Source organism: Pedobacter sp. KH_004, from assembly GCF_057840755.1.
This window is the reverse complement of the sequence record NZ_CM174519.1, coordinates 114,592-138,442: the sequence shown is the minus strand read 5'-3', so window position 1 is coordinate 138,442 and position 23,851 is coordinate 114,592. Positions and strand designations below refer to the sequence as shown.

Annotated in this window: 15 protein-coding genes; 11 read left to right on the top strand and 4 right to left on the bottom strand. The window is 37.4% G+C overall.

Annotated features, from left to right (window positions below; translation table 11 throughout):
• The first annotated feature begins 35 nt into the window (after positions 1–35).
• The 3 genes from AC3ITD_RS00600 to AC3ITD_RS00590 are packed head-to-tail and all read left to right on the top strand — an operon-like array spanning position 36 to position 8,357.
• The gene (locus AC3ITD_RS00600) at positions 36–5,033 is read left to right on the top strand and encodes a translocation/assembly module TamB domain-containing protein (protein WP_489363173.1); all 4,998 of its coding nucleotides are present in this window, start codon (positions 36–38) and stop codon (positions 5,031–5,033) included.
• On the top strand, positions 5,017–7,317 hold the full coding sequence (gene tamL / locus AC3ITD_RS00595; RefSeq protein ID WP_489363171.1) for a translocation and assembly module lipoprotein TamL: 2,301 nt from the start codon (positions 5,017–5,019) through the stop codon (positions 7,315–7,317). Before AC3ITD_RS00600 ends, tamL begins: the two co-directional genes overlap by 17 nt.
• Before the next feature lie 8 nt (positions 7,318–7,325).
• A complete protein-coding gene (locus AC3ITD_RS00590; RefSeq protein ID WP_489363169.1) occupies positions 7,326–8,357 on the top strand; it encodes a YihY/virulence factor BrkB family protein in 1,032 nt (343 codons plus the stop codon).
• 60 nt (positions 8,358–8,417) lie between these two features.
• Here AC3ITD_RS00590 and AC3ITD_RS00585 read toward each other — a convergent pair whose 3' ends face one another.
• Both AC3ITD_RS00585 and AC3ITD_RS00580 read right to left on the bottom strand, forming a co-directional pair.
• A complete protein-coding gene (locus tag AC3ITD_RS00585; RefSeq protein WP_265798087.1) occupies positions 8,418–8,555 on the bottom strand; it encodes a response regulator in 138 nt (45 codons plus the stop codon).
• A gap of 785 nt (positions 8,556–9,340) precedes the next feature.
• Positions 9,341–11,209: a DNA topoisomerase IV subunit B gene (locus AC3ITD_RS00580; protein ID WP_265798085.1), complete on the bottom strand. Its 1,869-nt coding sequence runs from the start codon at positions 11,207–11,209 to the stop codon at positions 9,341–9,343.
• Positions 11,210–11,573: 364 nt separating this feature from the next.
• Between AC3ITD_RS00580 and AC3ITD_RS00575 the strand changes: the two genes are divergently transcribed.
• The 3 genes from AC3ITD_RS00575 to AC3ITD_RS00565 all read left to right on the top strand — a co-directional run bounded on the left by AC3ITD_RS00575 (position 11,574) and on the right by AC3ITD_RS00565 (position 16,287).
• Entirely contained in the window at positions 11,574–12,911 is a 1,338-nt protein-coding gene (locus tag AC3ITD_RS00575) for an APC family permease (protein ID WP_489363166.1), read from the top strand.
• 461 nt (positions 12,912–13,372) lie between these two features.
• Positions 13,373–14,707 (top strand): MFS transporter, encoded by a 1,335-nt coding sequence (locus tag AC3ITD_RS00570; RefSeq protein WP_265798083.1) that lies wholly within the window; start codon positions 13,373–13,375, stop codon positions 14,705–14,707.
• A 275-nt stretch (positions 14,708–14,982) separates the two neighbouring features.
• Positions 14,983–16,287: a DEAD/DEAH box helicase gene (locus AC3ITD_RS00565; protein ID WP_489363163.1), complete on the top strand. Its 1,305-nt coding sequence runs from the start codon at positions 14,983–14,985 to the stop codon at positions 16,285–16,287.
• 254 nt (positions 16,288–16,541) lie between these two features.
• Here AC3ITD_RS00565 and leuS read toward each other — a convergent pair whose 3' ends face one another.
• Together leuS and AC3ITD_RS00555 are read right to left on the bottom strand one after the other, a co-directional pair.
• Complete coding sequence (gene leuS / locus AC3ITD_RS00560; RefSeq protein WP_489363161.1) at positions 16,542–19,328, bottom strand: leucine--tRNA ligase; 2,787 nt, start codon at positions 19,326–19,328, stop codon at positions 16,542–16,544.
• Between the two features lie 260 nt (positions 19,329–19,588).
• Positions 19,589–20,011 carry a lipocalin family protein gene (locus AC3ITD_RS00555; RefSeq protein WP_489363159.1) on the bottom strand — a complete coding sequence of 141 codons (423 nt, stop codon included), beginning with the start codon at positions 20,009–20,011 and terminating at the stop codon, positions 19,589–19,591.
• 179 nt (positions 20,012–20,190) lie between these two features.
• Here AC3ITD_RS00555 and AC3ITD_RS00550 point away from each other — a divergent pair, with 179 nt between their 5' ends.
• From AC3ITD_RS00550 to AC3ITD_RS00530, 5 genes are all read left to right on the top strand, one after another.
• The gene (locus AC3ITD_RS00550) at positions 20,191–21,069 is read left to right on the top strand and encodes a cell division protein FtsX (RefSeq protein ID WP_265798079.1); all 879 of its coding nucleotides are present in this window, start codon (positions 20,191–20,193) and stop codon (positions 21,067–21,069) included.
• Positions 21,069–21,299, top strand: a complete 231-nt coding sequence (locus AC3ITD_RS00545; protein ID WP_265798078.1) for a DUF3098 domain-containing protein — start codon at positions 21,069–21,071, stop codon at positions 21,297–21,299. The genes AC3ITD_RS00550 and AC3ITD_RS00545 overlap by 1 nt, the downstream gene beginning before the upstream one ends.
• Before the next feature lie 78 nt (positions 21,300–21,377).
• Complete coding sequence (locus AC3ITD_RS00540) at positions 21,378–22,172, top strand: undecaprenyl-diphosphate phosphatase (protein WP_489363156.1); 795 nt, start codon at positions 21,378–21,380, stop codon at positions 22,170–22,172.
• 27 nt (positions 22,173–22,199) lie between these two features.
• Positions 22,200–22,931: a tRNA pseudouridine(55) synthase TruB gene (gene truB, locus AC3ITD_RS00535; RefSeq protein WP_489363154.1), complete on the top strand. Its 732-nt coding sequence runs from the start codon at positions 22,200–22,202 to the stop codon at positions 22,929–22,931.
• On the top strand, positions 22,928–23,788 hold the full coding sequence (locus AC3ITD_RS00530) for a YitT family protein (protein WP_265798075.1): 861 nt from the start codon (positions 22,928–22,930) through the stop codon (positions 23,786–23,788). The genes truB and AC3ITD_RS00530 overlap by 4 nt, the downstream gene beginning before the upstream one ends.
• Positions 23,789–23,851: the final 63 nt, after the last annotated feature.

The window sequence follows — 23,851 nt, the reverse complement described above, 5'->3', positions numbered from 1 at the left end:
CTTTTGGCATTTAACAACCACCAAACACATTCGCTTTGAATAAATACGTACGTAAAAGTTTAAAAATTTTGCTCTGGGTAATTGCATCAATCATCATTTTGGTGGTCGCGATTGCGCTCTCGCTCAACATCCCTGCAGTCCAAAATTTTGTTAAGGGAAAAGCTATTGATTACCTTAAAACGAAAACAAAGACTGAAGTTAGCCTTGAAAGTATTAAAATCGCATTACCCAAAGATGTGGTGTTAAACAAGTTTTATATCGAAGACTTAAAAGGTGATACTTTGTTATTTGCTGAAAAATTAGCGGTTGATATTAGTTTATTTAAGTTAATGGACAATACTGTTGAGGTTAACAGTGTTGAGCTAAAAAACATACGTGCCAACGTTAAAAGGATTGCGCCAGACACTACTTTCAACTTTTCTTTTTTAGTTGATGCTTTTATGAGCGATCAAAAGAAGCCGGAGGAAAAGGTGGATAAGGATACCACATCCACCATGAAGTTTTCTGTCGATAAGGTTTCTTTTGAAGATATAGGCATTAATTATCGCGATGATGTGGCGGGTAATGATGCTAAAATTTACCTTGGCGCATTTAAGGCAAAACTGAAAACTTTCGATTTAGCTGGTCAGCATTACGTGATTCGAGATTTGGCGTTGAATAATACCTCGCTTAGATATTTACAGCAAAAACCTTTGGTAGAACTGGTCCAACATGTTACCAATAGTGTAGATAGCAGCCAGAAAGAAACGGGAAAACTGCCATTGATTGAGGTAGAGAACTTTGCTTTCAACAATGTGAAAGTAAATTACGACGATCAGATTTCTACTACGAAGGCAGTAGCGGATGTTAAGGAATTGGGCCTGATTAACTTGAAAGTCGATTTAACGAATAGTAAATATTCGGTAGAAGATGCTAAGTTAAATAAATCGAATATCCTCTTTGCTTTTAAACCTGCTCCAGGTAACGACTTAAAAAAGGTCGAAGACAACGTTGTTGCTGAAAAATCGGCGCTGGGCTTGATGATTAAAAATATTAGCCTGGCTGACAATAATGTGCAATTTGACAACTTAGGTGCAAAAGCTGCGCCTAAGGGAATGGATTTTAATCATTTAAAAATTACTGGTTTAAATTTTGGCGCCGGCGATGTAAGTTACGGTACCGAGGGCATTAAGGCCAATGTTAAAAATGGTTCGCTAAAGGAGAAAAGTGGTTTTGCGTTGAATGAGTTAAAAGGAAACGCTGTTTACAACGACAAGCAAATAAAGCTAAGCAACTTTGTTTTAAAAACACCAAATACCACCATTGAAAATGCTACGGAATTAAATTTTACTTCGATGGATGATTTAACCAAACATCCTGAAAGAGTGAAATTAGCATTAAGCTTAAAAAATACAACCATCGGACTAAAAGATGCGGGTTATTTTAGTGATGCCATCCCAGCGAATTACCGCAATGAAAAAATAAAAATAAATGCAGATGTGAATGGCTATTTAAATAACCTTAACATTCCTCGCTTGCAAATTACAGGATTAAAAAATACACAAATCGATATTAGCGGAACTGCTAAAGGTTTGCCCGACATTAACAAAACTTTCCTTGATTTGAATATTAAAAAACTCTACGTTACGAAGAGTGATATTTTAGTTGCCGTTCCAAGAAGATCGCTTCCATCTACAATCGAATTGCCAAATGTGATAAATGCCAATGGTAAATTTAAAGGTTCGATGACGGACTTTAAGACCAACATGAACATTCAAACCGATATGGGAGGTGCAATTTTAACCGCAGCGATGAGCGGACCAAACGGGAGAGAGAATTATAAAGCTGATGTTTCTTTGAACAATTTTAATGTTGGTCGCTTGCTAAAAATGCAGCCTAAATTAGGGCGAATAACGGTTAAAGCTAACGTGGTGGGAACGGGGCTTGATCCTAAAAAAATAAATGCCAAATTCAACGCCAGGGTGCTAAATGCCTACTACAATAAATATACTTACCGAAACTTAAATCTGGCAGGAACTTATGCTAATCAGAACGTTACCATTAAAGGTAACATGCCAGATAGCAACGTAAATTTCCTTCTGGATGCCAAAGCCAACCTTGCGGGGAAATACCCTGCCGTAAAAGCTGATTTGAACTTAAAACAATTAAATCTTCAGGCCCTCAACTTTAGTCCAACGTTGTTAAGCGCTGCTGGTTTAATAAAAGTTGATTTAAAAACTGCCGATGCAGATTATTTAAATGGTTCGGTAGATATTACAGGCTTGCAGTTGGCTAAAGATGCGCAAAGAATCAATGTTGATACCATTTCAGTTCGGGCAAAGTCGACAGCTACAGAAAATGAACTTTCGTTGAAGTCGGAAATCATATCGGCAAAAATTGATGGGAAGTACGAGCTGACAAAAATCGGTAGTGCATTCATTAACGAAATCAACAAATATTATTCTTTTGGGCAGGTAACCAAAATTCCTGATCAGAGGATGAGGTTCGCTGTTCAAATTTATGATTCGAAATTACTGAAACAGTTTGTACCAGAGCTGACTGTTTTCAAACAATCGCAGTTTTATGGTTTAATTGATACCCAGAAAGACAGTATACAGATTAAAGGAAATTTCCCGCAGGTAGTTTATGGAGATTTTAAAATTGATACTACTTCAATTAACATTAATAACGAAAACAACAAACTCGATTATGCACTAACGGTGAAGAGTTTGCAAAGTCCTTCCATTGCCTTGTTCAACACCGAAATAAGTGGTGAAGCACTAAACAACTTATTGGGTGTTAATATCTTCCTTCGCGATAGACAATTGAAAGATAAATATGTAATTGGCGGTAATTTTCAATCCATAAACAAAGATTTTAAATTTACACTGGACCCGCAGAAACTGTTATTGGATTATCAAAAGTGGGTCGTATCACAAGATAATTTTATTCAATTCGGTCAATCCGGAATATTAGTCAATCAGTTTGCAATTAGCAATAGCGGTCAGTCGCTATCAATAAATAGCAATCCCACCCAGCCAAATGCACCTTTGAGTGTTGAGTTTAAAGATTTTCAATTGGAAACGCTAACCAAATTCGCAGAAACGGATACTACTTTAGTTGGCGGCCGTTTAAACGGAACTGCGAATGTGAAAGATTTGGCATCGACCCCCAAGTTTGAAGCCAACTTAACGATAGATCAGTTACGTTATCAAAAAGACCAGCTTGGTACTTTGCGTGTGGCTGCTAATAACAATACACAAAATGCCTTTGAAATTAATGTGGCTTTAACTGGTGTTCACGATTTAAGAGTGAATGGATTTTATTACACCGCCCCTCAAAGCGCTTTGGATTTAACCGTGAATATCGATAAAATCGAGATGAAAAATATCGAGAGTTTATCTCAAGGGCAGCTGAAAAATGGAACGGGTACATTAACTGGGGCGTTAGCAGTTAAGGGGGCATTAACTGCGCCAAAAATATTAGGCGATTTAACCTTTAATAACGCTGGAATAAATGTGGCTTATGTAAATTCATACTTCCGTTTGCCGAACGAGAAGATATCTTTTACTAACGAGGGGATTGCCTTTAATAACTTTACATTAATTGATTCTTTGAACCAGAAAGCAACTATTAATGGAAAGGTTTTAACGACAGATTATAAAAATTATCGCTTCGGTTTGGATATCAGAATGAACAATTTCCGGGCAATTAATTCTACTGCTGCCGATAATGAGATGATTTATGGTACGGTTTATTTAACCAGCGACATTAAAGTTCGTGGCGATTTAAACCAGCCAGATGTAAACATGAATATCACGGTAAATAAAGGCACTAAGTTCTTCTTTGCTTTACCTTCGAGTGATCCATCAATCATTGATCAGGATGGAATTGTTCAATTTATTGACGCCGATGCACCTCCTTTTAACGGTCAAAAAGCACTTAAGATAGATAGCATCAGCAAATCGCCAGTAAAGGGAATAAATTTAGTTGCTGCAGTGAAAATAGATCCAGAAGCAGAACTAAATGTTGTTGTTGACCCCTCAAATGGGGATGCACTTAACATAAAGGGAGATGCTGACTTGAATGCAACCATGGATCCAAGCGGAAAAATAAGTTTAACCGGACGTTACGAAGTGGTGGATGGTTCTTACAATTTATCTGTTGGGCCATTAGGTAAAAAGGAATTCCGAATTGTGAAAGGCAGTACGATCGTCTGGACAGGTGAGCCCACTTCTGCTAATGCCAATTTAACGGCAATGTATGAAGTTAATGCTGCTCCTATTGATTTGCTTAACCAGCCAGATTTAGTACAGGCCAAAACCAAAATTCCATTTCAAGTTTATTTAATGATGAAAGGTGAGTTATTAAAACCTACTATTTCATTCAGAATCGATTTGCCTGAAAATGAAAGAGCTACAGAAATTGGGAGTTTGTCTTATACCCGACTTCAAAACGTTAATCGTGATGAAAGCGAACTAAATAAACAGGTTTTTGCATTATTGGCACTCAACCGATTTATTGCAAACAATCCTTTCCAAAGCTTGTCTGGCGGTGGCGGTGGTGTTTCTACACTTGCCCGATCAAGCGTGAGTAAACTATTAACAGAACAATTAAATAATTTAACCTCCGATTTAATTCAAGGCGTTGATTTGAACTTCGGTGTAAATTCATCAGAAGATTATTCTACCGGATCTATGCAACAAAAAACGGACTTGGAAATTGGTTTATCTAAGAAACTATTGAACGATAGGTTAACCGTTACCGTCGGAAGTTCATTTGCATTGGAAGGACCGCAAGCACCAGGAGAAAAATCTACCGATATTGCGGGTAATGTAAACGTAGAATATGCCTTATCTGCCGATGGAAGGTACCGTTTAAGAGCCTACAGACGTAACCAAAACGATGTAATTGTACAAGGTCAGATTATTGAAACCGGATTAGGTTTTACGTTAGTAGTTGATTACAACAAATTCAGAGAAATTTTCCAGAAAAAACGCAATAGAAGAACAAGAAACATTGAACAGAAAGCACAAAATGAGAAAACTAACTAGACCTATTTTATTTGTATTGGCCTGTTTAGTTTATGCAGGTTGCAGTAGTACGAAATCCTTAAAACCTGGACAAATTTTATATACGGGAGCAGATGTGATCATCAACCCAGATTCATCAGGGAAAATTGATGATGAGAAACAAGTAAAGACTGATTTAAAAAGTAAAACCCGGCCCCGCCCGAATAACAAACTCAAACTGGCTATCTACAACTTTGCTGGTGAACCTAAAAAGCCTAAAGGTTTGAGAAACTGGATCAGGAAAAAAGGTGAGCCGCCTGTGCTTTTGAGTGAAGTTAAATTGAAATACAATAACGATGTATTGACTAGCTATTTATTAAGTGAAGGCTATTTACAAGCAGCGGTAACAGGCGACACCGTGGTTAAAGATAAAAAAGGAAAGGCAGTTTATACTGCTGTTACTGGCGAGAGGTATAAAATTAACAAAATCACTTTCCCTCCTGATTCTGGCGTGTTAACTAAAATCATTAATGCCAATAAAGATAAAACGCTATTAAAAGTCGGAGACTTTTATGACTTGGATGTTTATAAAAACGAGCGAATCAGAATTGATAACGACTTAAAAGAGAGTGGATACTTCTATTTCAGTCCTGATTATTTGATTATGCAGGTAGATAGCACGCTAGGTAAAAACCTGGTAGATGTTACGGTTAAGGTTAAAGATATTGCTCCAGACGCGGCTTTGAAACCCTATACCATAAAAAATATTAAAATTTATCCGAATTACTCGCTCCGCAGAGATAGTATACTGCGTAAATTGAAGCCTTTGGAGTATCATGATTTTAATATTTACGATGACCGCAATACCTTCAAGCCCAGATTATTCGACCGATTGGTTTTCTTTCAAAAAGGGGAAGCATATAACCGCAAAGACCATAACCAATCCTTAAACAGGATGGTAAATATCGGTGCCTTTCAAGATGTTAGAGCCGAATTTTTACCAGTGGATAGCTTCAAGAATAACGAACTGGATTTGAACATTTACTTAACACCGCTAAAGAAAAATTCACTTACCTTCTCAGTAACGGGCACTAGTAAATCGAACAACTTCGTAGGTTCGGAAGTAAAGGTTACGCAAACTGTCAGAAACCTTTTCAGGGGGGCTGAGCAACTGGATGTTAGTGTGAGTGGTGGTTTTGAAACGCAAACCAGAGGTACTTCATTAGGTAAAAATTCACTGTCCCTTACAGCAGAGGGAAAGTTAACCTTTCCAAGATTTATTGTGCCGTTTTATAAGCCCAATAGTACTACAGCCTTTATCCCTAAAACAATCGCTTCATTATCTTACCAGATGTTGAACAGAGGATCAGAATATACTTTGCATGCCTTTAAAGGAGAATTTGGATATAACTTCAAAGAAAATCAGTACAAGGAGCATAATTTTAACCCGATTTCGGTAAGTTACATTTCAACAGGTTTCCCTGATTCAAATGTTAGAGACAGTTTGTTTAGGGTTAATCCTTTACTGCGAACAACTTTAGAAAATCAACTTATTATTGGTAGTAGCTATAACTTCACTTATACCAACCAAATGGAAACCAACCGCAGAAATAACACATTTTTCTACGGTGCACTAGAAACTGGTGGTAATGTTTGGGGAACGTTTGTTCCAAAAGATGAACAAGGCAAACGTTCTATTTTTAACGTTCCTTTATCGCAATTTGTGAGATTAGAAGCAGATTTAAGAGATTACTACAAAGTGACCAGAAATGTAACCTGGGCAAACAGATTGAATTTAGGTTACGGTTATGCCTATGGAAATAGTACCTCACTCCCATTTGTTAGACAGTTTTTTGCTGGTGGTAGTAACGACATCAGGGCATTTCCGGCCAGAACCTTAGGTCCCGGAACATACAAAGTACCAGATGATGCTATTTTTGCTGATCAAGGTGGTGACATCAAATTAATGCTGAATTCGGAGCTTAGATTTAAAATTGTAAGTATTCTATATGGCGCCTTATTTGTCGATGCTGGAAATATTTGGTTACGCAAAGAGGATATGGGCGTTCCTGGAACGGCAAATACTGGCAGGCCAGGTTCGGAATTTAAATTAAAAAATGTGCTCAACGAATTAGCTGTAGGTACCGGAGCAGGATTGCGTGTTGATGCCTCAATTTTTGTAGTTCGCTTGGATGTAGCATTTCCTGTTCGTAAACCGTATCTTGCCGAGGGTCAGCGTTGGGTGTTTGATGATATCGCATTTGGAAATAAGGATTGGCGCAGACAGAATTTAATTTTTAATATTGGGATTGGTTATCCTTTTTAACTTTTTAAATGAGATTAATCAAAAAAATCAAACAGTTTTTTATTGCACTTTATCATCTTTTTATAGCAGCTGGGAAGGGTTTTGCTGAAGATAGAATCACTAAATTAAGTGCTTCTTTAGCATATTATACCATATTTTCTTTAACCCCACTAATCATTATCGTTTTATCTGCTGCTACCATTTTCTTCGGTGATAAAATGAATACAGAAACCAGGAATAAGTTCTTTGCGCAAGTGAGTGATATGGTGGGTCCAGATGCTACCCTTCAGTTACAAGGTTTCGTTGAGAACGCAAATAAAACTGGCCAATCAACGATGGGATTAATTATCGGTATTGGGGTGTTAATTGTTGGATCCACAGCCATATTTATCGAAATTCAAGACAGTATCAATATGATCTGGAAGGTAAAAGCAATCCCGAAAAAAGGCTGGCTAAAAATGATTACCAACAGGCTACTCTCCTTTTCTTTAATCGTTTCAATGGGATTTTTATTACTGGTTTCATTAGTTGTAAATAGCGTGGTGGTAGGCTTGGGTGATAAACTCATTTCATTGTTATCAAAAACTGAAATAGACAAAGTTGTTCCTGTGGCTGATGATACCATGGCATTAATCATCTACATTTTGAATAACGTGATTACTTTGGCCGCGGTAACCGCAGTATTTACGGTAATTTTCAAGGTTTTACCCGATGTGATCATTAAATGGAAATCGGCTATCATTGGCGCACTATTTACTGCAGTACTCTTCAGTTTAGGTAAATATTTGATCGGTATTTATATCGAAAAAGGGAACCCAGGCTCTGCATTCGGGGCTGCAAGTTCCATTATTGTAATTTTGCTTTGGATCTACTATACCTCTATTATTTTATATTTTGGAGCAGAATTTACCCAGGCTTACGCCGAAAAATATGATGGCGGAATTGCACCTAGCAAATATGCTGTATTTACAAAAATTACTATCGTAGAAAAAAAGGTGGATATACTACCTCCCCAACACCCTGAAGATACAGTTGATGAACCGGAAAAGAAAAGTCTTTAGTCTTTAGTCTTTATTCCCAAATCTTCTTTGATAGAATTTGTTTGTTATTTGCGAATAAATTCAGGATTTCTCCAGTAACTCTTGCTCTAAAAACGGTTTGAGCACTAACGCATCCATGCCAGAAGCGAGGTACTTTTTGCGATCTTCCTGAATTACATTTGCCGTAACACCCAATATCGATACGGATCTTTTATTCATGTCTTCGCAGCTTCTAATTTTTTGAATAAGTTCAAGTACGATAAAGTTTTAAATAGTAATGGTGTTGAGTTATAATTTGTTGTATGCCAAATTGAGCGAGGAGGTTATCGGCAGTAATAACGGTTTTAATAAATGTTAATTTTGAACTGTCGACACCATTTTTATCCTTTTTGTTTATGGCGGCAATAATTCGTCCGAAAAATTTCTTTTTTGGCTGTGCGGCAACACTTGGTTTTACCGTATCAATTTTTACAATGCTTTTAAATTGCCTTGCGGTAAAAAGTTTGCTTTGAGGATTTATCTTTTCTACATCTTTATCTACCGCAACTGAAAAGTTAATTAAGCTATCAGAAAGTCTTTTGAGCTGAATAAACTGGGCGTTACGAGGCTTTTTTGAAGAATGAGCTGATCAAATCTATCAGAACTAAAAGCTCTTTCTATTATTTTGTTTCTCAATGGTATCCATGATTAAGGAAATTTCCTTAATCTCTTTTACGAACTGCTTGTAATAGCTTCTCTCCCCACTAATAACATACATTCTACACCTATTTTCTGCATCTTACAATTTTAAAAATACAGCTATCTAGTTTTGTTAAATCACTTTGTACCTGAGCAATTTTATTTACCCATTTTAAGAGTAGTATTTTAGAGAAATTAACACATAAAGCTGCTGTTATTCCTAAAAAGACTAAGATTAAAAATGCGACTATTAAATACTTTCCTGCTGAACTTCTAGTGGGTTTCCATTGCGTTAATTTATTTTGCGATTACATCAAGGCCGAATTTTATGCTACTTCATCAATAATTTTAGGTTCTTCCTGTACCTCGTCTTTTTCTACACGCAGATTTCTAATGATGTGTTGCTGCCTGTCGGGAGTATTTTTTCCCATATAATACTCCAGCAAACTTTTAATGGTTTGATCTTTCAAAATAACCGGATCTAGCCTGATATCTTTGCCAATAAACAAACCAAACTCATCAGGAGAAATTTCTCCTAATCCTTTAAAACGGGTTATTTCAGGTTTATTTCCTAATTTTTCGATAGCATTTCGGCGCTCTTCATCACTGTAACAATAAATGGTTTCTTTTTTATTTCGAACCCTAAACAATGGGGTTTGTAAAATGTAAACATGTCCTGCTTTTACTAAATCGGGGAAAAATTGGAGAAAGAAAGTCATCATTAACAATCTGATGTGCATGCCATCCACATCCGCATCAGTAGCGATAACGATGTTGTTGTAATGCAAACCTTCTAAGCCGTCTTCAATATTTAAAGCATGTTGTAACAGGTTAAACTCTTCATTCTCATAAACCACCTTTTTGGTTAGCTCATAACAGTTAAGCGGTTTACCTTTCAAGCTGAAAACGGCCTGACAATCTACATCCCGGGATTTAGTAATCGAACCCGATGCTGAATCTCCTTCAGTGATAAATAAGGTAGTTTCATATCGCTTCTCATGTGTAGAGTTGAAATGAACCTTACAATCGCGAAGCTTTTTATTATGTAGTGAGGCTTTTTTTGCTCTGTCGTTTGCCAGCTTTTTGATTCCGGCAATATCTTTTCGCTCTCTTTCTGATTGATTAATTCTTTTTAAGAGCGCATCGGCTACATCTGGATTTTTGTGTAGATAATCATCAAGCTCTTTTTTAACAAAATCATTGATAAATGTTGCTACTGAAGGTCCTTCAGGTCCCATATTTTGAGAGCCTAACTTCGTTTTAGTTTGCGATTCGAAAACCGGTTCCTGCACACGAACGGAAATAGCCGCAATAATTGATGAACGAACATCGGCAGCATCGAATTCCTTTTTGAAGAACTCTCTGACAGTTTTTACCACCGCAGCCCTAAAAGCAGCCTGATGCGTTCCACCTTGTGTAGTATGTTGTCCGTTTACAAATGAGTGGTAATCTTCTCCATATTGCTGACCATGCGTCATCGCAATTTCGATATCGTTACCAATCATATGAATAATCGGGTAACGGATTTCTTCGGGCTTATTAAATTTGGAAAGCAAATCATAAAGACCTCTTTCTGAAAAATATTTCCGGTTATTGAAATTGATAGTTAAACCCGTGTTAAGGAACACATAATTCCAAACCATGCTCTCCACGAAGTCGGGAATGTAGTGGTAGTTTCTGAAAATGGTTTCATCAGGATAAAACGTTATGGCAGTACCGTTTCGCTGAGTGGTATCGATAACAGGTTGTTCATTTACAATTTCACCTTTCGAAAATTCTACTTTTTTAGTTTTCCCATCACGGTAAGATTGTACAGTAAAACTGGTAGATAAAGCATTCACCGCTTTTGTACCCACGCCATTTAAACCAACCGATTTTTGAAAGGCGTTACTATCGTATTTTCCTCCAGTATTGATCTTGCTTACACAATCTATAACTTTCCCAAGCGGGATGCCACGTCCATAATCACGGACGTTTATTTTTTGCTCAGAAACTGTAATTTCAATGGTTTTTCCGGTTCCCATCACAAACTCATCAATTGAGTTATCGACAATTTCCTTCAACAAAACATAAATACCATCATCTTGCGCAGAGCCATCACCAAGCTTACCAATATACATACCGGGGCGTAGTCTGATGTGTTCTTTCCAGTCTAATGAGCGAATGCTGTCGTCGTTATAAATTACTTCTGCCATAAATTTTGTTATTTGTTACCAGATTGATTGAACTTTGCACAAACGCAAAGCAGCTATACCGAGGGATGGTTCGGAGCAAGCTTTAACATTCAACATGACAAGTATTAAGGGATAATTTGATATTGAGTTTTTTTGAAGTGAACATTGTTTGACTTCGCAAATCTCCAATAGCAAAAATTATTATACAATAATAGATTTATTCTGCGAGGCTGGCAAAATAAAATTTCAACAAAAGAGACGACTAAAATGTAGGAGTTAAAATTGAATAATAGGTGAACACTTTAATTCATTTTCACATCTCAAATCATCCATCTTCCATCCAACCTATTTACCTATCTTCACCCCGTTATTTTATCACTCCTTAATGCAACAAAAAAAGCAACTTTCGCTCTTCGATTTATCCATGATTGTGGTTAGTTTGGTCATCGGAATGGGCATCTTCCGAACGCCTGTAAACGTGGCTGCGAAAGCACAAATGCCCGAATTATTTTATCTGGCTTGGTTTATAGGTGGTTTTGTAGCCTTTTGTGGTGCATTAACTTACGCCGAAATCGGTTCCCGTTACCCGGTAACCGGCGGCTATTACAAAATTTTCTCGCAAGCCTATCATCCTTCAATTGCATTCGCTATCAATTGCATTGTGCTTATTTCCAGTGCTGCATCGGTTGCTGCAATATCAATTATCGGTGCAGAATACTTAAGTAAAATTGTTTTACCAGCCGAAATGCAAAATGAAACTTATCGAGTAGCTATTGCCATCTCCACCATTTTGATGTTTTACTTCATTAACCTGCTCGGCTTAAAAGCCAGTTCGAAAACCCAAAATATTTTAACCGTTATCAAAATCGGCTTAATCTTAACCTTAATTTGTGCGGTATTTTTCGGTGGACAAACCCAGGACGTTGCTCCCGTTTTCAAAACGAGCAATGGTGCTACACCAAGTTGGCAAAATTACGGAAAGGCTTTAGGACTTTGCCTCATAGCAGTTTCATTTTCGTACGCTGGATATGCACAAACGATTAATTTTGGTGGCGAAGTGAAAGACGCGAAGAAAATCATTCCGCGATCTATTATCATCGGCTTAACCATAATCGTAACACTTTACCTGATCCTTAACTATGTTTATGTTAAAGTCATCGGTTTTGAAGAACTGAAAACCGCAGAAAGTATTGCGGCAATTTTGGCTTCGAAAATATTTGGCCCAGCGGGTTTCAAAATTCTTTCGGTTATCATCTATATTTCCGTGATGGGTTATGTAAATGTAAACCTGCTAAGCAACCCGAGGGCAATGTTTGCTATGGGTGAAGAAGGCGCCTTGCCAGGCTTTTTCAGTAGGGTGAACAAAAAAACAGAAGTTATTACCTGGAGCTTAACCATCTTTACGGTAGCGGCAGTGGTGATCATTTTTTATGCAAAAACATTCGATAAGATTTTAAACTACACCATTTTTCTGGAAAGCATAAGTATGGCAAGTTCTGCAGCAACTATTTTTATTCTTCGAAAGCGAACTACAAATCTGGATAAGAAAACCATTTATACTGTTCCATTATATCCTGTTTTGCCCATCATATTTATTGCTGCCTATACTTTTGTAGCATTTAGCATTTATGCCGATGACCCAAATGCTGCATTAAATGGAATTTATATTTTTATAGGCTTTTTAGTGATTTATTTCATATCAAGAGTGATCAACAAGAAATAATTTAAAATGTTTTTAAAACTTATCTCATTTTGATGGTTAATTTATCGCATAAAAAGCAATATTATTGATGTTAAGAACGGTCGTCCTTGCAAGGTACGCAACAATCTCATTTGATAAATTAATATTACAAAGAGTTTATGCCAAAGGCATTCCTCTGGGAGCTTCGATCGACAAAAAATCAATTTTGCCTGCCTGCAGCAAGAAGGTATTTCATAGTCTGCGGATGCTTCGTGCCTCAGAATGAAAGCTTATTTAAGGTTGTCGCACCTGAAATGTACTTCTTCTCTGTCGGGTATAAATTTTGATTTTGAAACCTTTATTAACGAATTCCTTGGCGTTTTACCGCAAAATAATTAAGTTACCCTGCGCAAACAAACCTAATTGTAGTGAATAGAAAAACAGATCGTTTTCGACTGAAGCGTAGGGAGATGACAAATAAATAATCTAGTTTAACCAACTTAATGAATAAAACACTCTCGCTAAAACAAGAAATTGCTTACGCCGCCGGTATGATTGGTTGGAGCACAATGACGAATATCATCATTGTAATGTTGCCATATTTTTATCTGCCACCAAGTAACGCCGGCTTACCGCCATTGGTACCGCAGCTTGTTTTTTTAGGATTGTTCAACATACTATCCATTATTGCAGCTTCAGGAAGATTAGTTGATGCGGTTTTCGATCCTTTTATCGCTTCTAAAAGTGACGCAAGCACCAACCCGAAGGGCAGAAGGATGCCCTTTATGAAATGGGCAATTATACCGGCAATCATTTTCTGTGGATTAGTTTTCTACCCAATACAAAAAAGCGAAAGTTTACACAATGCCTGGTGGCTAACCATAACACTTTGTTTATTTTTCGTTTCAGTCACCACTTACATTATTCCGTATAACGCCCTATTGGCTGAGGTAACAAATACGCCGAGACAAAAAGTTAAATTATCCAGTTACCAGCAAGTGGGCTTTGTGATCGGGATTATTCTATCTGCCTGCACCAATAATTTTGCTGATCTGGTTCAACAGCATTTTGCAATCACAAATCGAAGCGAGGCTGTACAAATAGCCATTTGGGGTTTATGTATTTTATCAGGACTGGTTATGTTATTGCCTGTTTTCTTTATTAACGAAAAAGATTTTTCGCTAGCTAAACCTACACATATTCCACTTTGGCCCGCGATTAAAAACACGTTTAAAAATAGCAATTTCAAATATTATCTTATCTCAGATTTTGCTTTTTATACGGCATTAAGTATAATTTCCAGCGGATTATTGTATTTCTGTACGGTTTTACTAGGCTTAGATGAATCGGAAGGTGGAAAATTCATGGGTGCAATGGTGATGGCTTCTTTACTTTTTTATCCGGTAGTTAATTTCGGATCGGCAAAAATTGGCAAAAAACCATTTGTTCTTGCTTCATTTGTGGTTCTTTGCTTAATCTTTGTCACTATCTTTTTTCTCGGGAAATTACCCCTTTTGCCACGTACTCAACTTTATATTTTAGTTCTTTCTGCTTCCTTTCCGTTAGCTGCATTGGGAATTTTACCCAACGCCATTTTGGCTGATATTGCTCAAAAAGATACTGTAGAAACTGGTGAAAACCACGAAGGGATGTTCTTTGCAGTGAAGTACCTATTTGTAAAATTAGGGCAAACGCTTGGAATAGCCATTTTTGCCATGCTTACCATCTACGGCAAAGACCCTGGAAATGATTTTGGTTTACGCTTAAATGGCATTGTAGGTTTTGGACTTTGTTTAATCGCTTTAATTTGCTTTAGCAGGTTTAAGGAAGAAAAATGATTGAATTAGAGGATGATTGAATGATAGAATAAACCATTCTTAAGTCGGTCAATCCATCCGAATCGTTCATTCAAAATTTAGTTGCTCTTCGCTGAATGAATCATTTAATAAGTCATTCATTCGAAATTCACTCCTTCAATCATTTTAATTTACTTATCTTTGCAGCGAAGCAGGAATAAGGGCTTGCCATTCTGAATGGCATATTCTCTCCGCAAGTTAGTCCTTCAACAATTGATTGTTCTAGCTTCTTCGATAAATATTACAGAAAAAAACACATGTTATTCAAAGAATTAAACCTCATTGAGCCAATTTTAAAGGCACTTGAGAAAGAAGGTTATACTCAACCTACACCAATACAGGAGCAGTCCATACCCACAATATTAAAAGGAAAAGATTTATTAGGTTGCGCACAAACCGGAACGGGTAAAACCGCTGCTTTTGCCATCCCGATGTTGCAGTTATTGCACGAGAAACACATTAATACTAAAGCAACAAAAAATATAAAAGCTTTGGTTTTAACCCCTACGCGTGAGCTTGCCATTCAAATTGAAGAAAGTTTTAAAGCTTACGGAAGAAACCTTAATTTACGCAGACTGGTAATTTTTGGTGGTGTAAACCAACACTCGCAGGTGGAAGCTTTGCGTAAAGGTGTTGATATTTTAGTGGCTACCCCAGGCCGTTTGTTGGATTTAATGAACCAGGGTTTCATTAGTTTAAATACGATTGAACTTTTCGTTTTGGACGAGGCTGACCGTATGTTGGATATGGGTTTCATCCACGATGTGAAAAAGGTTGTGGCTAAATTACCTGCGAAACGCCAGACCTTGTTTTTCTCGGCTACGATGCCTGATGAAATTCAAAAATTGGCGAATACCATTTTATCTAGTCCTACAAAAGTGGAGGTTACACCAGTATCTTCTACCGCTGAAACCATCAACCAATCGATTTATTTTGTAGATAAGCCCGATAAAAAGAAACTTTTAATCCATTTGTTGGAAGATAAAGCGATTGAAACAGCTTTGGTATTTACCCGTACAAAACACGGTGCAGATCGTATTGTGAAAGATTTGGCACATGCTGGAATTAAAGCTGCTGCCATTCACGGAAATAAATCTCAGAATGCTCGTCAAAGGGCTTTAACAGATTTCAAAGATAGAAAAATCCGCGTTTTAGTGGCTACTGATATTGCTGCCCGCGGGATTGATATTGACCAGTTATCTCACGTTTTTAATTACGAATTACCCAATATTCCTGAATCTTATGTACATAGAATCGGTCGTACTGGTCGTGCGGGTGCAAATGGTATTGCGATTTCATTCTGCGATGCAGAAGAGAATGAGTATCTATTGGATATTCAGAAACTGATTAAAATTACTTTACCTGTTGTTGATAACCATCCTTACCCATTAACTTGGGAAAGTATGCTGGCCAAAAATCAGGTTAAACGTAAGCCACAAGCACAATCGAAAGGTGGCGGTGGTGGCAAAAGAGGTGGCGGTGAAGGAAACATGAGCGGCAAACCTCGTAATGCCAGTAACAACCGCAGGTTCGGCGGAAATAGAAATAAGGCTAAAGCATAGTCTAAGCTGAAAGAACAAAGCAGAAAGCCTAATGCTTTTTCTGGCGAATTACATATAATCCCGGGTTGTAAACTACAGCTCGGGTTTGTTTTTTGGGCCGTCGGCTAAAGCCAGACGGCAATGAATAGTAATATGTTAACATGAACAGTCGTCCTTCCTGCGTAGGCGGAAATCTTAAAAAACAAAAACCCTAAATTGAGTAGATCAATTCAGGGTTTTCCTGTATAAACTTTACAAACAAGCTTTCCTCTTAGTTAAACCACCACGTTAATAATCTTTCCTTTTACGAAAATGATTTTTTTAGGCGCTTTGCCATCTAAAAATTTCTGGAAGTGCTCATCCGCTAATAAAATTGCTTCAACTTCTGGCTGCGCTAATGTTAAGTTCAAATTCAGGTTCATCTTCATTTTACCATTGATAGAAACCGGATATGCAAATTCATCCTCTACTAAATGTTTTGGATTGAAAATCGGGAATTCCGTGTGAGACAAGCTGCCCGCTTTATTACCCAATTGAATCCAAAGTTCTTCGCAAATGTGTGGAGCATAAGGCGACAAAATAATCACCATATCCTGTAAAATATTCCGCTTATTGCATTTTAAATCCGTTAACTCATTTACCGCAATCATGAAACTGGATACAGATGTATTGAAAGAGAACCGCTCAATATCATCCTGAACTTTCTTAATGATTTTATGAAGTGATTTCAATTCGGCTTTGGTCGGTTCAGCATCAGAAACAGTAAACTCCCAGGCTTCATTGTGGAACAATCTCCAGAATTTGCGCAAAAACTTAAATACGCCTTCAATGCCGTTTGTATTCCAGGGCTTACTTTGTTCCAGCGGACCTAAAAACATCTCATACATACGCAAGGTATCGGCTCCATAACGCTCAATCAAATCATCGGGATTAACCACGTTGAATTTTGATTTAGACATTTTTTCGACTTCAACACCACAAATATATTTTCCGCCTTCAAGAATAAATTCCGCATGAGCGTACTCTTCTCTCCAGGCTTTGAATTTATTTAAATCTAGCGTATCATTTTCTACGATGTTAACATCGACATGCAATGCTGATGTTTTATATTCTTTTCTAAGGCCCGCAGAAACGTAAGTATTAGTTGGCTTGCCATCGGCATCATTAATTCTGTATACAAAATTACTTCTACCCTGAATCATTCCCTGATTAATCAATTTTTTGAAAGGCTCTTCTTCTTTCGTGTAACCCAGATCTTTCAAAAACTTATTCCAGAAACGACTATATAGTAAATGGCCTGTTGCATGTTCTGAACCGCCAATGTACAAATCTACAGCCTTCCAGTATTCAATAGCTTCTTTTGAAGCGAAGTCGGCATTGTTGTTGGCATCCATGTAACGGTACCAATACCAGCTACTTCCTGCCCAACCCGGCATGGTGCTTAATTCATAATGCCCCCCCTCCTTCGGGCTCCAACCTTCCGCTCTGGCTAAAGGAGGTTCTCCGGTTTCTGTAGGTAGATATTTATCAATTTCCGGCAGGATCAAAGGCAGTTCTTCTTCATGGATCAAGTATGGCAAACCATCTTTAAAGTAAACCGGAATTGGCTCTCCCCAATAACGTTGGCGACCAAAAATCGCATCGCGCTGGCGGAAATTAACTTTCGCCTTACCCACTTTTTCTACTTCTAACCAGTTATTTAAAAACGGAACAGCTTCTTTATATGTCAACCCGTTAATGAAACCTGAATTGATATATTTCCCCTCTTTTGTTGGGTCAGCTTGTATTTCAATATCCTGCTGACCATCCAAAATCTGGATAATTGGCAAGCTGAAGTGCTTTGCAAATAACCAGTCGCGTTGATCGCCACTTGGCACACCCATTACCGCACCCGTTCCATAACCGGCAAGTACGTAATCGGCAATCCATAATTGAACCCGTTCGCCATTTACCGGGTTAATCACATAAGTACCAGTAAATGCACCTGAAACCGTTTTTGTATCCGCCATGCGGTCTAATTCTGATTTCTTTTTGGTTTGAGAAATATAATTCTCGATACCTTGTTTTTGTGTTTCCGTAGTTAGTTCGGCAACCCATTCGTGTTCTGGAGCCAATACCAAATAGGAAACGCCGAAAATAGTATCTACTCGAGTGGTGAAAACTTCAATTTGTCTATCGCTGCCTTCCACCTGGAACTTCACACTCGCACCAACGCTCTTTCCGATCCAGTTGCGCTGCATTTCCTTAATCGGTTCAGGCCAGTCGATGGTATCTAAACCTTGCAAAAGCCTATCCGAGTAAGCCGTAATTCTCATGCTCCATTGCATCATTTTCTTTTGCTCAACAGGAAATCCGCCACGCTCAGAAAAACCATCTTTCACTTCATCATTTGCCAAAACTGTTCCTAAAGCCGGGCACCAGTTTACGGTGCTTTCTCTCAGGTAAGTCATACGGTATTTTAACAACTCGACTTGCCTTTCCTCGTCTGTAAAAGTAGCCCAATCACTCGGTAAGAAAGATTTCACATCCTCATCGCAAACCGCCTTAACATCAGCTGTGCCAGATGCATTGAATTTTTCAATCAACGTGGTGATGTCTTCTGCCCTATCATTTTCAATGTTATACCATGAATTGAATAACTGCATGAAAATCCATTGCGTCCACTTATAATAAGACGGCTCACTGGTACGCACTTCGCGGCTCCAATCAAAAGAAAAACCAATTTGGTCTAACTGCCGACGGTAAGTGGCAATATTTGCCTCCGTTGTAATAGCCGGGTGCTGACCAGTTTGGATAGCATATTGTTCTGCTGGCAAACCAAATGAATCGTAACCCATTGGATGCAAAACGTTAAAGCCCTTAAGGCGTTTATATCTCGAAAAAATATCTGATGCAATGTAACCCAGCGGATGACCAACATGTAATCCAGCTCCTGATGGATAAGGAAACATGTCTAACACGTAATATTTTGGTTTCTCAGAATGATTTTCGGCTTTGAATGTTTGATTGTCGGCCCAAAACTTCTGCCACTTTTGTTCTATTTCTTTGAATTGGTAATCCATTGCAAGTTTTAATTTTTAAAAGGGCGAAATTACGGAAATTAAGGGGTTTAGTGAAACATAATTTTTATCGCTTTTTGCCACATAACACACATATCATTGGATTTGATTTTTATACTTGCGTTCTTCATACTTTCTCGATTACGAGATATGAAGCAAGCTATTTAGTGTAAAAAACCATGAATAAAGAAACTCACCAAATAAAAATGCGCCACTGATCTAAAACCAATGGCGCAAGCAAATAAACGGGGATTTTAGATTTTTTATCGCGTTAAAGAATAGATTTTCACAACGTTTGTTTTATCAAGTTTAGCAGTAAACTGCAATTGGTTTGTAGTCAACGCTGTAACAGTGCCATAATAATTACCTTCAGCAAAAGAGATATTTAACCTGTTATCAACGATAACGTAATTACCAATGGTTCTGTTACCCTTAATACTTTGTTCAACCTGATCATCATTATCTGCTTTGAAATCCATATAGTCGCCACTTAATCCTGTAATTGTACCGTTAACTTTACTTGGATCTGCCAGTGCATCAGCAGCCGTGTAGCCAGATACTTCTATCTTCGCTATGCTCCATCTACCTGTAACACGAGCTTTAACAGACTCGTCATCTTTCTTACACGAAAATAGAACAGAGGTAAATACAATAAATAAACCGAGCAGGGTAATTTGTCTTTTCATTTGAATTTTAATTGGGTTATTAAGATAACGGCCTTTTAACAAAATTCGTACCGCACTGTAAAAATCATCAAAATTTTAAGGTATTAACTAAACTAAATATTGGCCTATACCGTTAATGATGATTATATTGGTGTTTATCAGGTATAATTTATATTTTCGCAAAAACAAAAGAAAAATACATGGAAGAATTCGAAGTAAGTGACGCATCTAAGAAAACCAAAACCGTATACATCTCTACTATTATTAGTATTGCATTGGTTTTATTAATGCTCGGACTGCTTGGGTTGGTACTTGTACATGCCAAAAACCTATCAAACTATGTTAAAGAAAACATAGTTTTAAATATCATAGTAGATGAGGGTGCGAAAGAGGCGGATGTTTTGGCTTTCCAAAAAGAGTTGAATGCAAATAAAGCGGTTAAACAAACCCAATATGTAAACAAGGAGCTTGCTGCCAGAAATCTTACTCAGGATTTAGGAGAGGATTTTGTAAACTTCTTGGGCTACAATCCTTTAACATCAACCTTCGATGTGTATTTGAAAGCAGAATATGCCAATAACAAAAGTATAGATGGGTTGAAAGCCTCGATTTCAAAAAACCCCGTGGTTAAAGAGGTCGTTTATCAAAGCTCTTTAATTGATATGGTAAATAAAAATATCAATACTATTGGCTTGATTATTTTAGCTTTTGCAGCATTACTTTTAATAATTTCTATTGCATTGATAAACAATACCATAAGATTAGCTATTTATTCTCAAAGATTTTTAATTAAGAGTATGCAGCTAGTTGGTGCAACGAAAAATTTTATTCGACGTCCTTTCTTATTATTTGCTGCACTACATGGTTTAATAGCAGCGTTCATTGCGATCATTATTTTATTGGCTACCTTAATATATGCCAGAAAAGAAGTGCCTGAAATTATCATTTTAAACAACTACAAAGAATTTGGTTTTGTATTTGTTGCTTTAGTAATTATAGGCATATTTATAACAGGGATTAGTACCTGGTTTGCAGTGAGCAGATATTTACGCTTAAAATCTTATAACCTTTACAGATAATGGCATTAGAGAAAAAAACAAATCCGATTGCAAAGGATGTGAAAAACGAGTTGGTTTTTACGAAAAAGAATTATCAATTATTGTTAATTAGTATGGCTATTGTCGTTCTTGGCTTCATTTTAATGATGGGCACAACAGGCGACATTTACGATTTTAGAAGAACATTACTTGCTCCTTTAGTGGTGTTATTTGGTTTTGCCTTCGGCATTTACGCTATTTTAAAAAAATAATTTGTTCATTACAGACTACCATAACGAAAACGCTTAATAAATTAAGCGTTTTCTACATTTCCGCACTACCCAAAACCTATGAACTATTTTCAAGCCATTATCCTTGCCATCATTGAAGGATTAACTGAGTTTTTACCGGTATCAAGCACAGGCCACATGATTATCGGCTCCTCATTTATGGGGATAGCCAGCGATCCTTTCGTAAAACTATTTACTGTTGCTATTCAGTTGGGGGCTATCTTATCAGTTGTAGTTTTGTACTTCAAACGCTTTTTCAAATCAATAAACTTCTACATCAAACTTGTTGTTGCTTTCATCCCTGCCGCTGTTTTTGGCCTTTTGCTAAGTAAGAAGATAGATGAACTTTTAGAAAGTCCGATGGCAGTTGGTATATCACTCTTGGTGGGTGGTATAATTTTGCTTTTTGTTGATAAGTGGTTCGATAAACCAACCATTAATGAAGAAGAAGAGATTAATTATTTAACCGCTTTAAAAATCGGATTTTTTCAGTGCATCGCCATGATACCCGGGGTTTCACGCTCTGGAGCCACTATTGTTGGTGGTATGACTCAAAAATTAAGCAGAAAAGTAGCGGCAGAATTTTCATTCTTTTTAGCTGTTCCAACCATGTTTGCTGCCACCGCAAAAAAACTTTTAGATTTTTATCAGGATGGTCATACCATTACCCAGGAGCAAACCAATTTACTTATTGTTGGTAACGTAGTTGCTTTTATTGTAGCACTTCTGGCGATTAAAAGTTTTATTGGGTATTTAAATAAACACGGTTTCAAAATGTTTGGCTGGTATAGAATTGTTGCAGGTTTAATCATCATCATCCTGCTAATGACTGGCCATAACTTAGAAATAATTTAATCTGTATCTTTGCGCAAAAAAAGATTTGTGAGTACAGAAAATTCAAAGTTTAGAGATTTCAATTTTGCAGAAGGTGAACTGCTTCTAATTAATAAACCATACAAGTGGACATCCTTTGATGTGGTTGGCAAAATTCGTAATTCTTTAAAACCTCTAAAACTTAAAGTTGGCCACGCAGGCACACTAGATCCATTAGCAACAGGCCTGCTGATTATATGCACCGGCAAATTAACCAAGCAAATAGATACCTTTCAGGCAGAAGAAAAAGAATATACCGGTACCATGATTTTAGGTGCCACCACCCCTTCTTTTGATATGGAAACGGAGGTTGATGAAACTTTCGACATTAGCAAAATTACTGAAGATGAAATCTATGCAGCATGTAAGCCGTTTATTGGCGATATAGAACAATATCCACCAGCACATTCAGCGGTAAAAGTTAATGGCGAACGTTTATACGTAAAAGCAAGATTAGGAGAAGAAGTAGAATTGCGAAAACGTTTTGTTACCGTCCCTGAGTTTGAAATTACCCGTATCGAACTGCCAGAAGTAGATTTCAGAATTGTTTGCAGTAAAGGCACATACATACGTTCGCTCGTTTCCGATTTCGGGAAACAGCTCAACAATGGCGCCTATTTATCAAAACTCACCCGCACACGTAGTGGAAACTTTTTGCTTTCCGATTCATTTGAGGTTTCAGAACTCGTTAATTATATTCGCAGTAAGAAGGAAGAGCCAAAAACCGAACCTCAACTATGAACAACATTAAAAACCGAAACACCAGATTTGTAAAAGAATTCTTTTTAATCGTTGCTGGTGTAACTTCAGCCTGTTTTGGTTTGAAAAGCTTTTTAATGCCAAACGAATTTATTGATGGAGGTGTTACAGGTATTTCGCTATTGGTAAGCACCTTAACCAAATGGAATTTATCTTACCTCATTGCCATCATCAACATTCCATTCGTAATTTTAGGCTACAAACAAATAGGCAAAGGTTTTGCCATTAAAACAGCCATTGCCATTGCAACATTGGCCGTAGCATTGATTATTGTTCCGTTCCAGCCCATTACTCACGATAAATTATTGATTGCATTTTTTGGTGGTTTGTTTCTAGGCGGAGGAATTGGTTTGGCTATGAGAGGCGGTTGCGTAATTGATGGTACAGAAGTTTTGGCGCTTTACATCAGTAAAAACAGCATTTTAACGGTGGGCAATATTATCCTGATTTTAAACATCATTATCTTTGCGTTTGCCGCTTATTTCCTCAACATCGAAACTGCGCTTTACGCCATTTTGACCTACCTTTCTGCATCAAGTACGATCGATTTTATTGTGAATGGTTTGGAGCAATACACAGGCGTCACCATTATTTCCGAGCACCAGGAAGAAATTAAGGCCTATATTATCAACGATATGAAGCGTGGTGTGACCATTTACAAAGGCGAAGGCGGCTATGGCGAAAAGAAAGATCTCGATATTATTTTTACTGTAGTAACGAAGTTAGAAATGAGCAAATTACAATCGGCCATCAGGCAAATCGATGCAGATGCGTTCGTTATTCAGCAACAAATTGCCGATTTAAAAGGCGGTGTAGTGAAACGCCATGCATTACATTAAAATATAAATAATAATTCGGGCATGACCCCAAGCTGCGCAAGGGGTCGGGCTATACGCTAAATC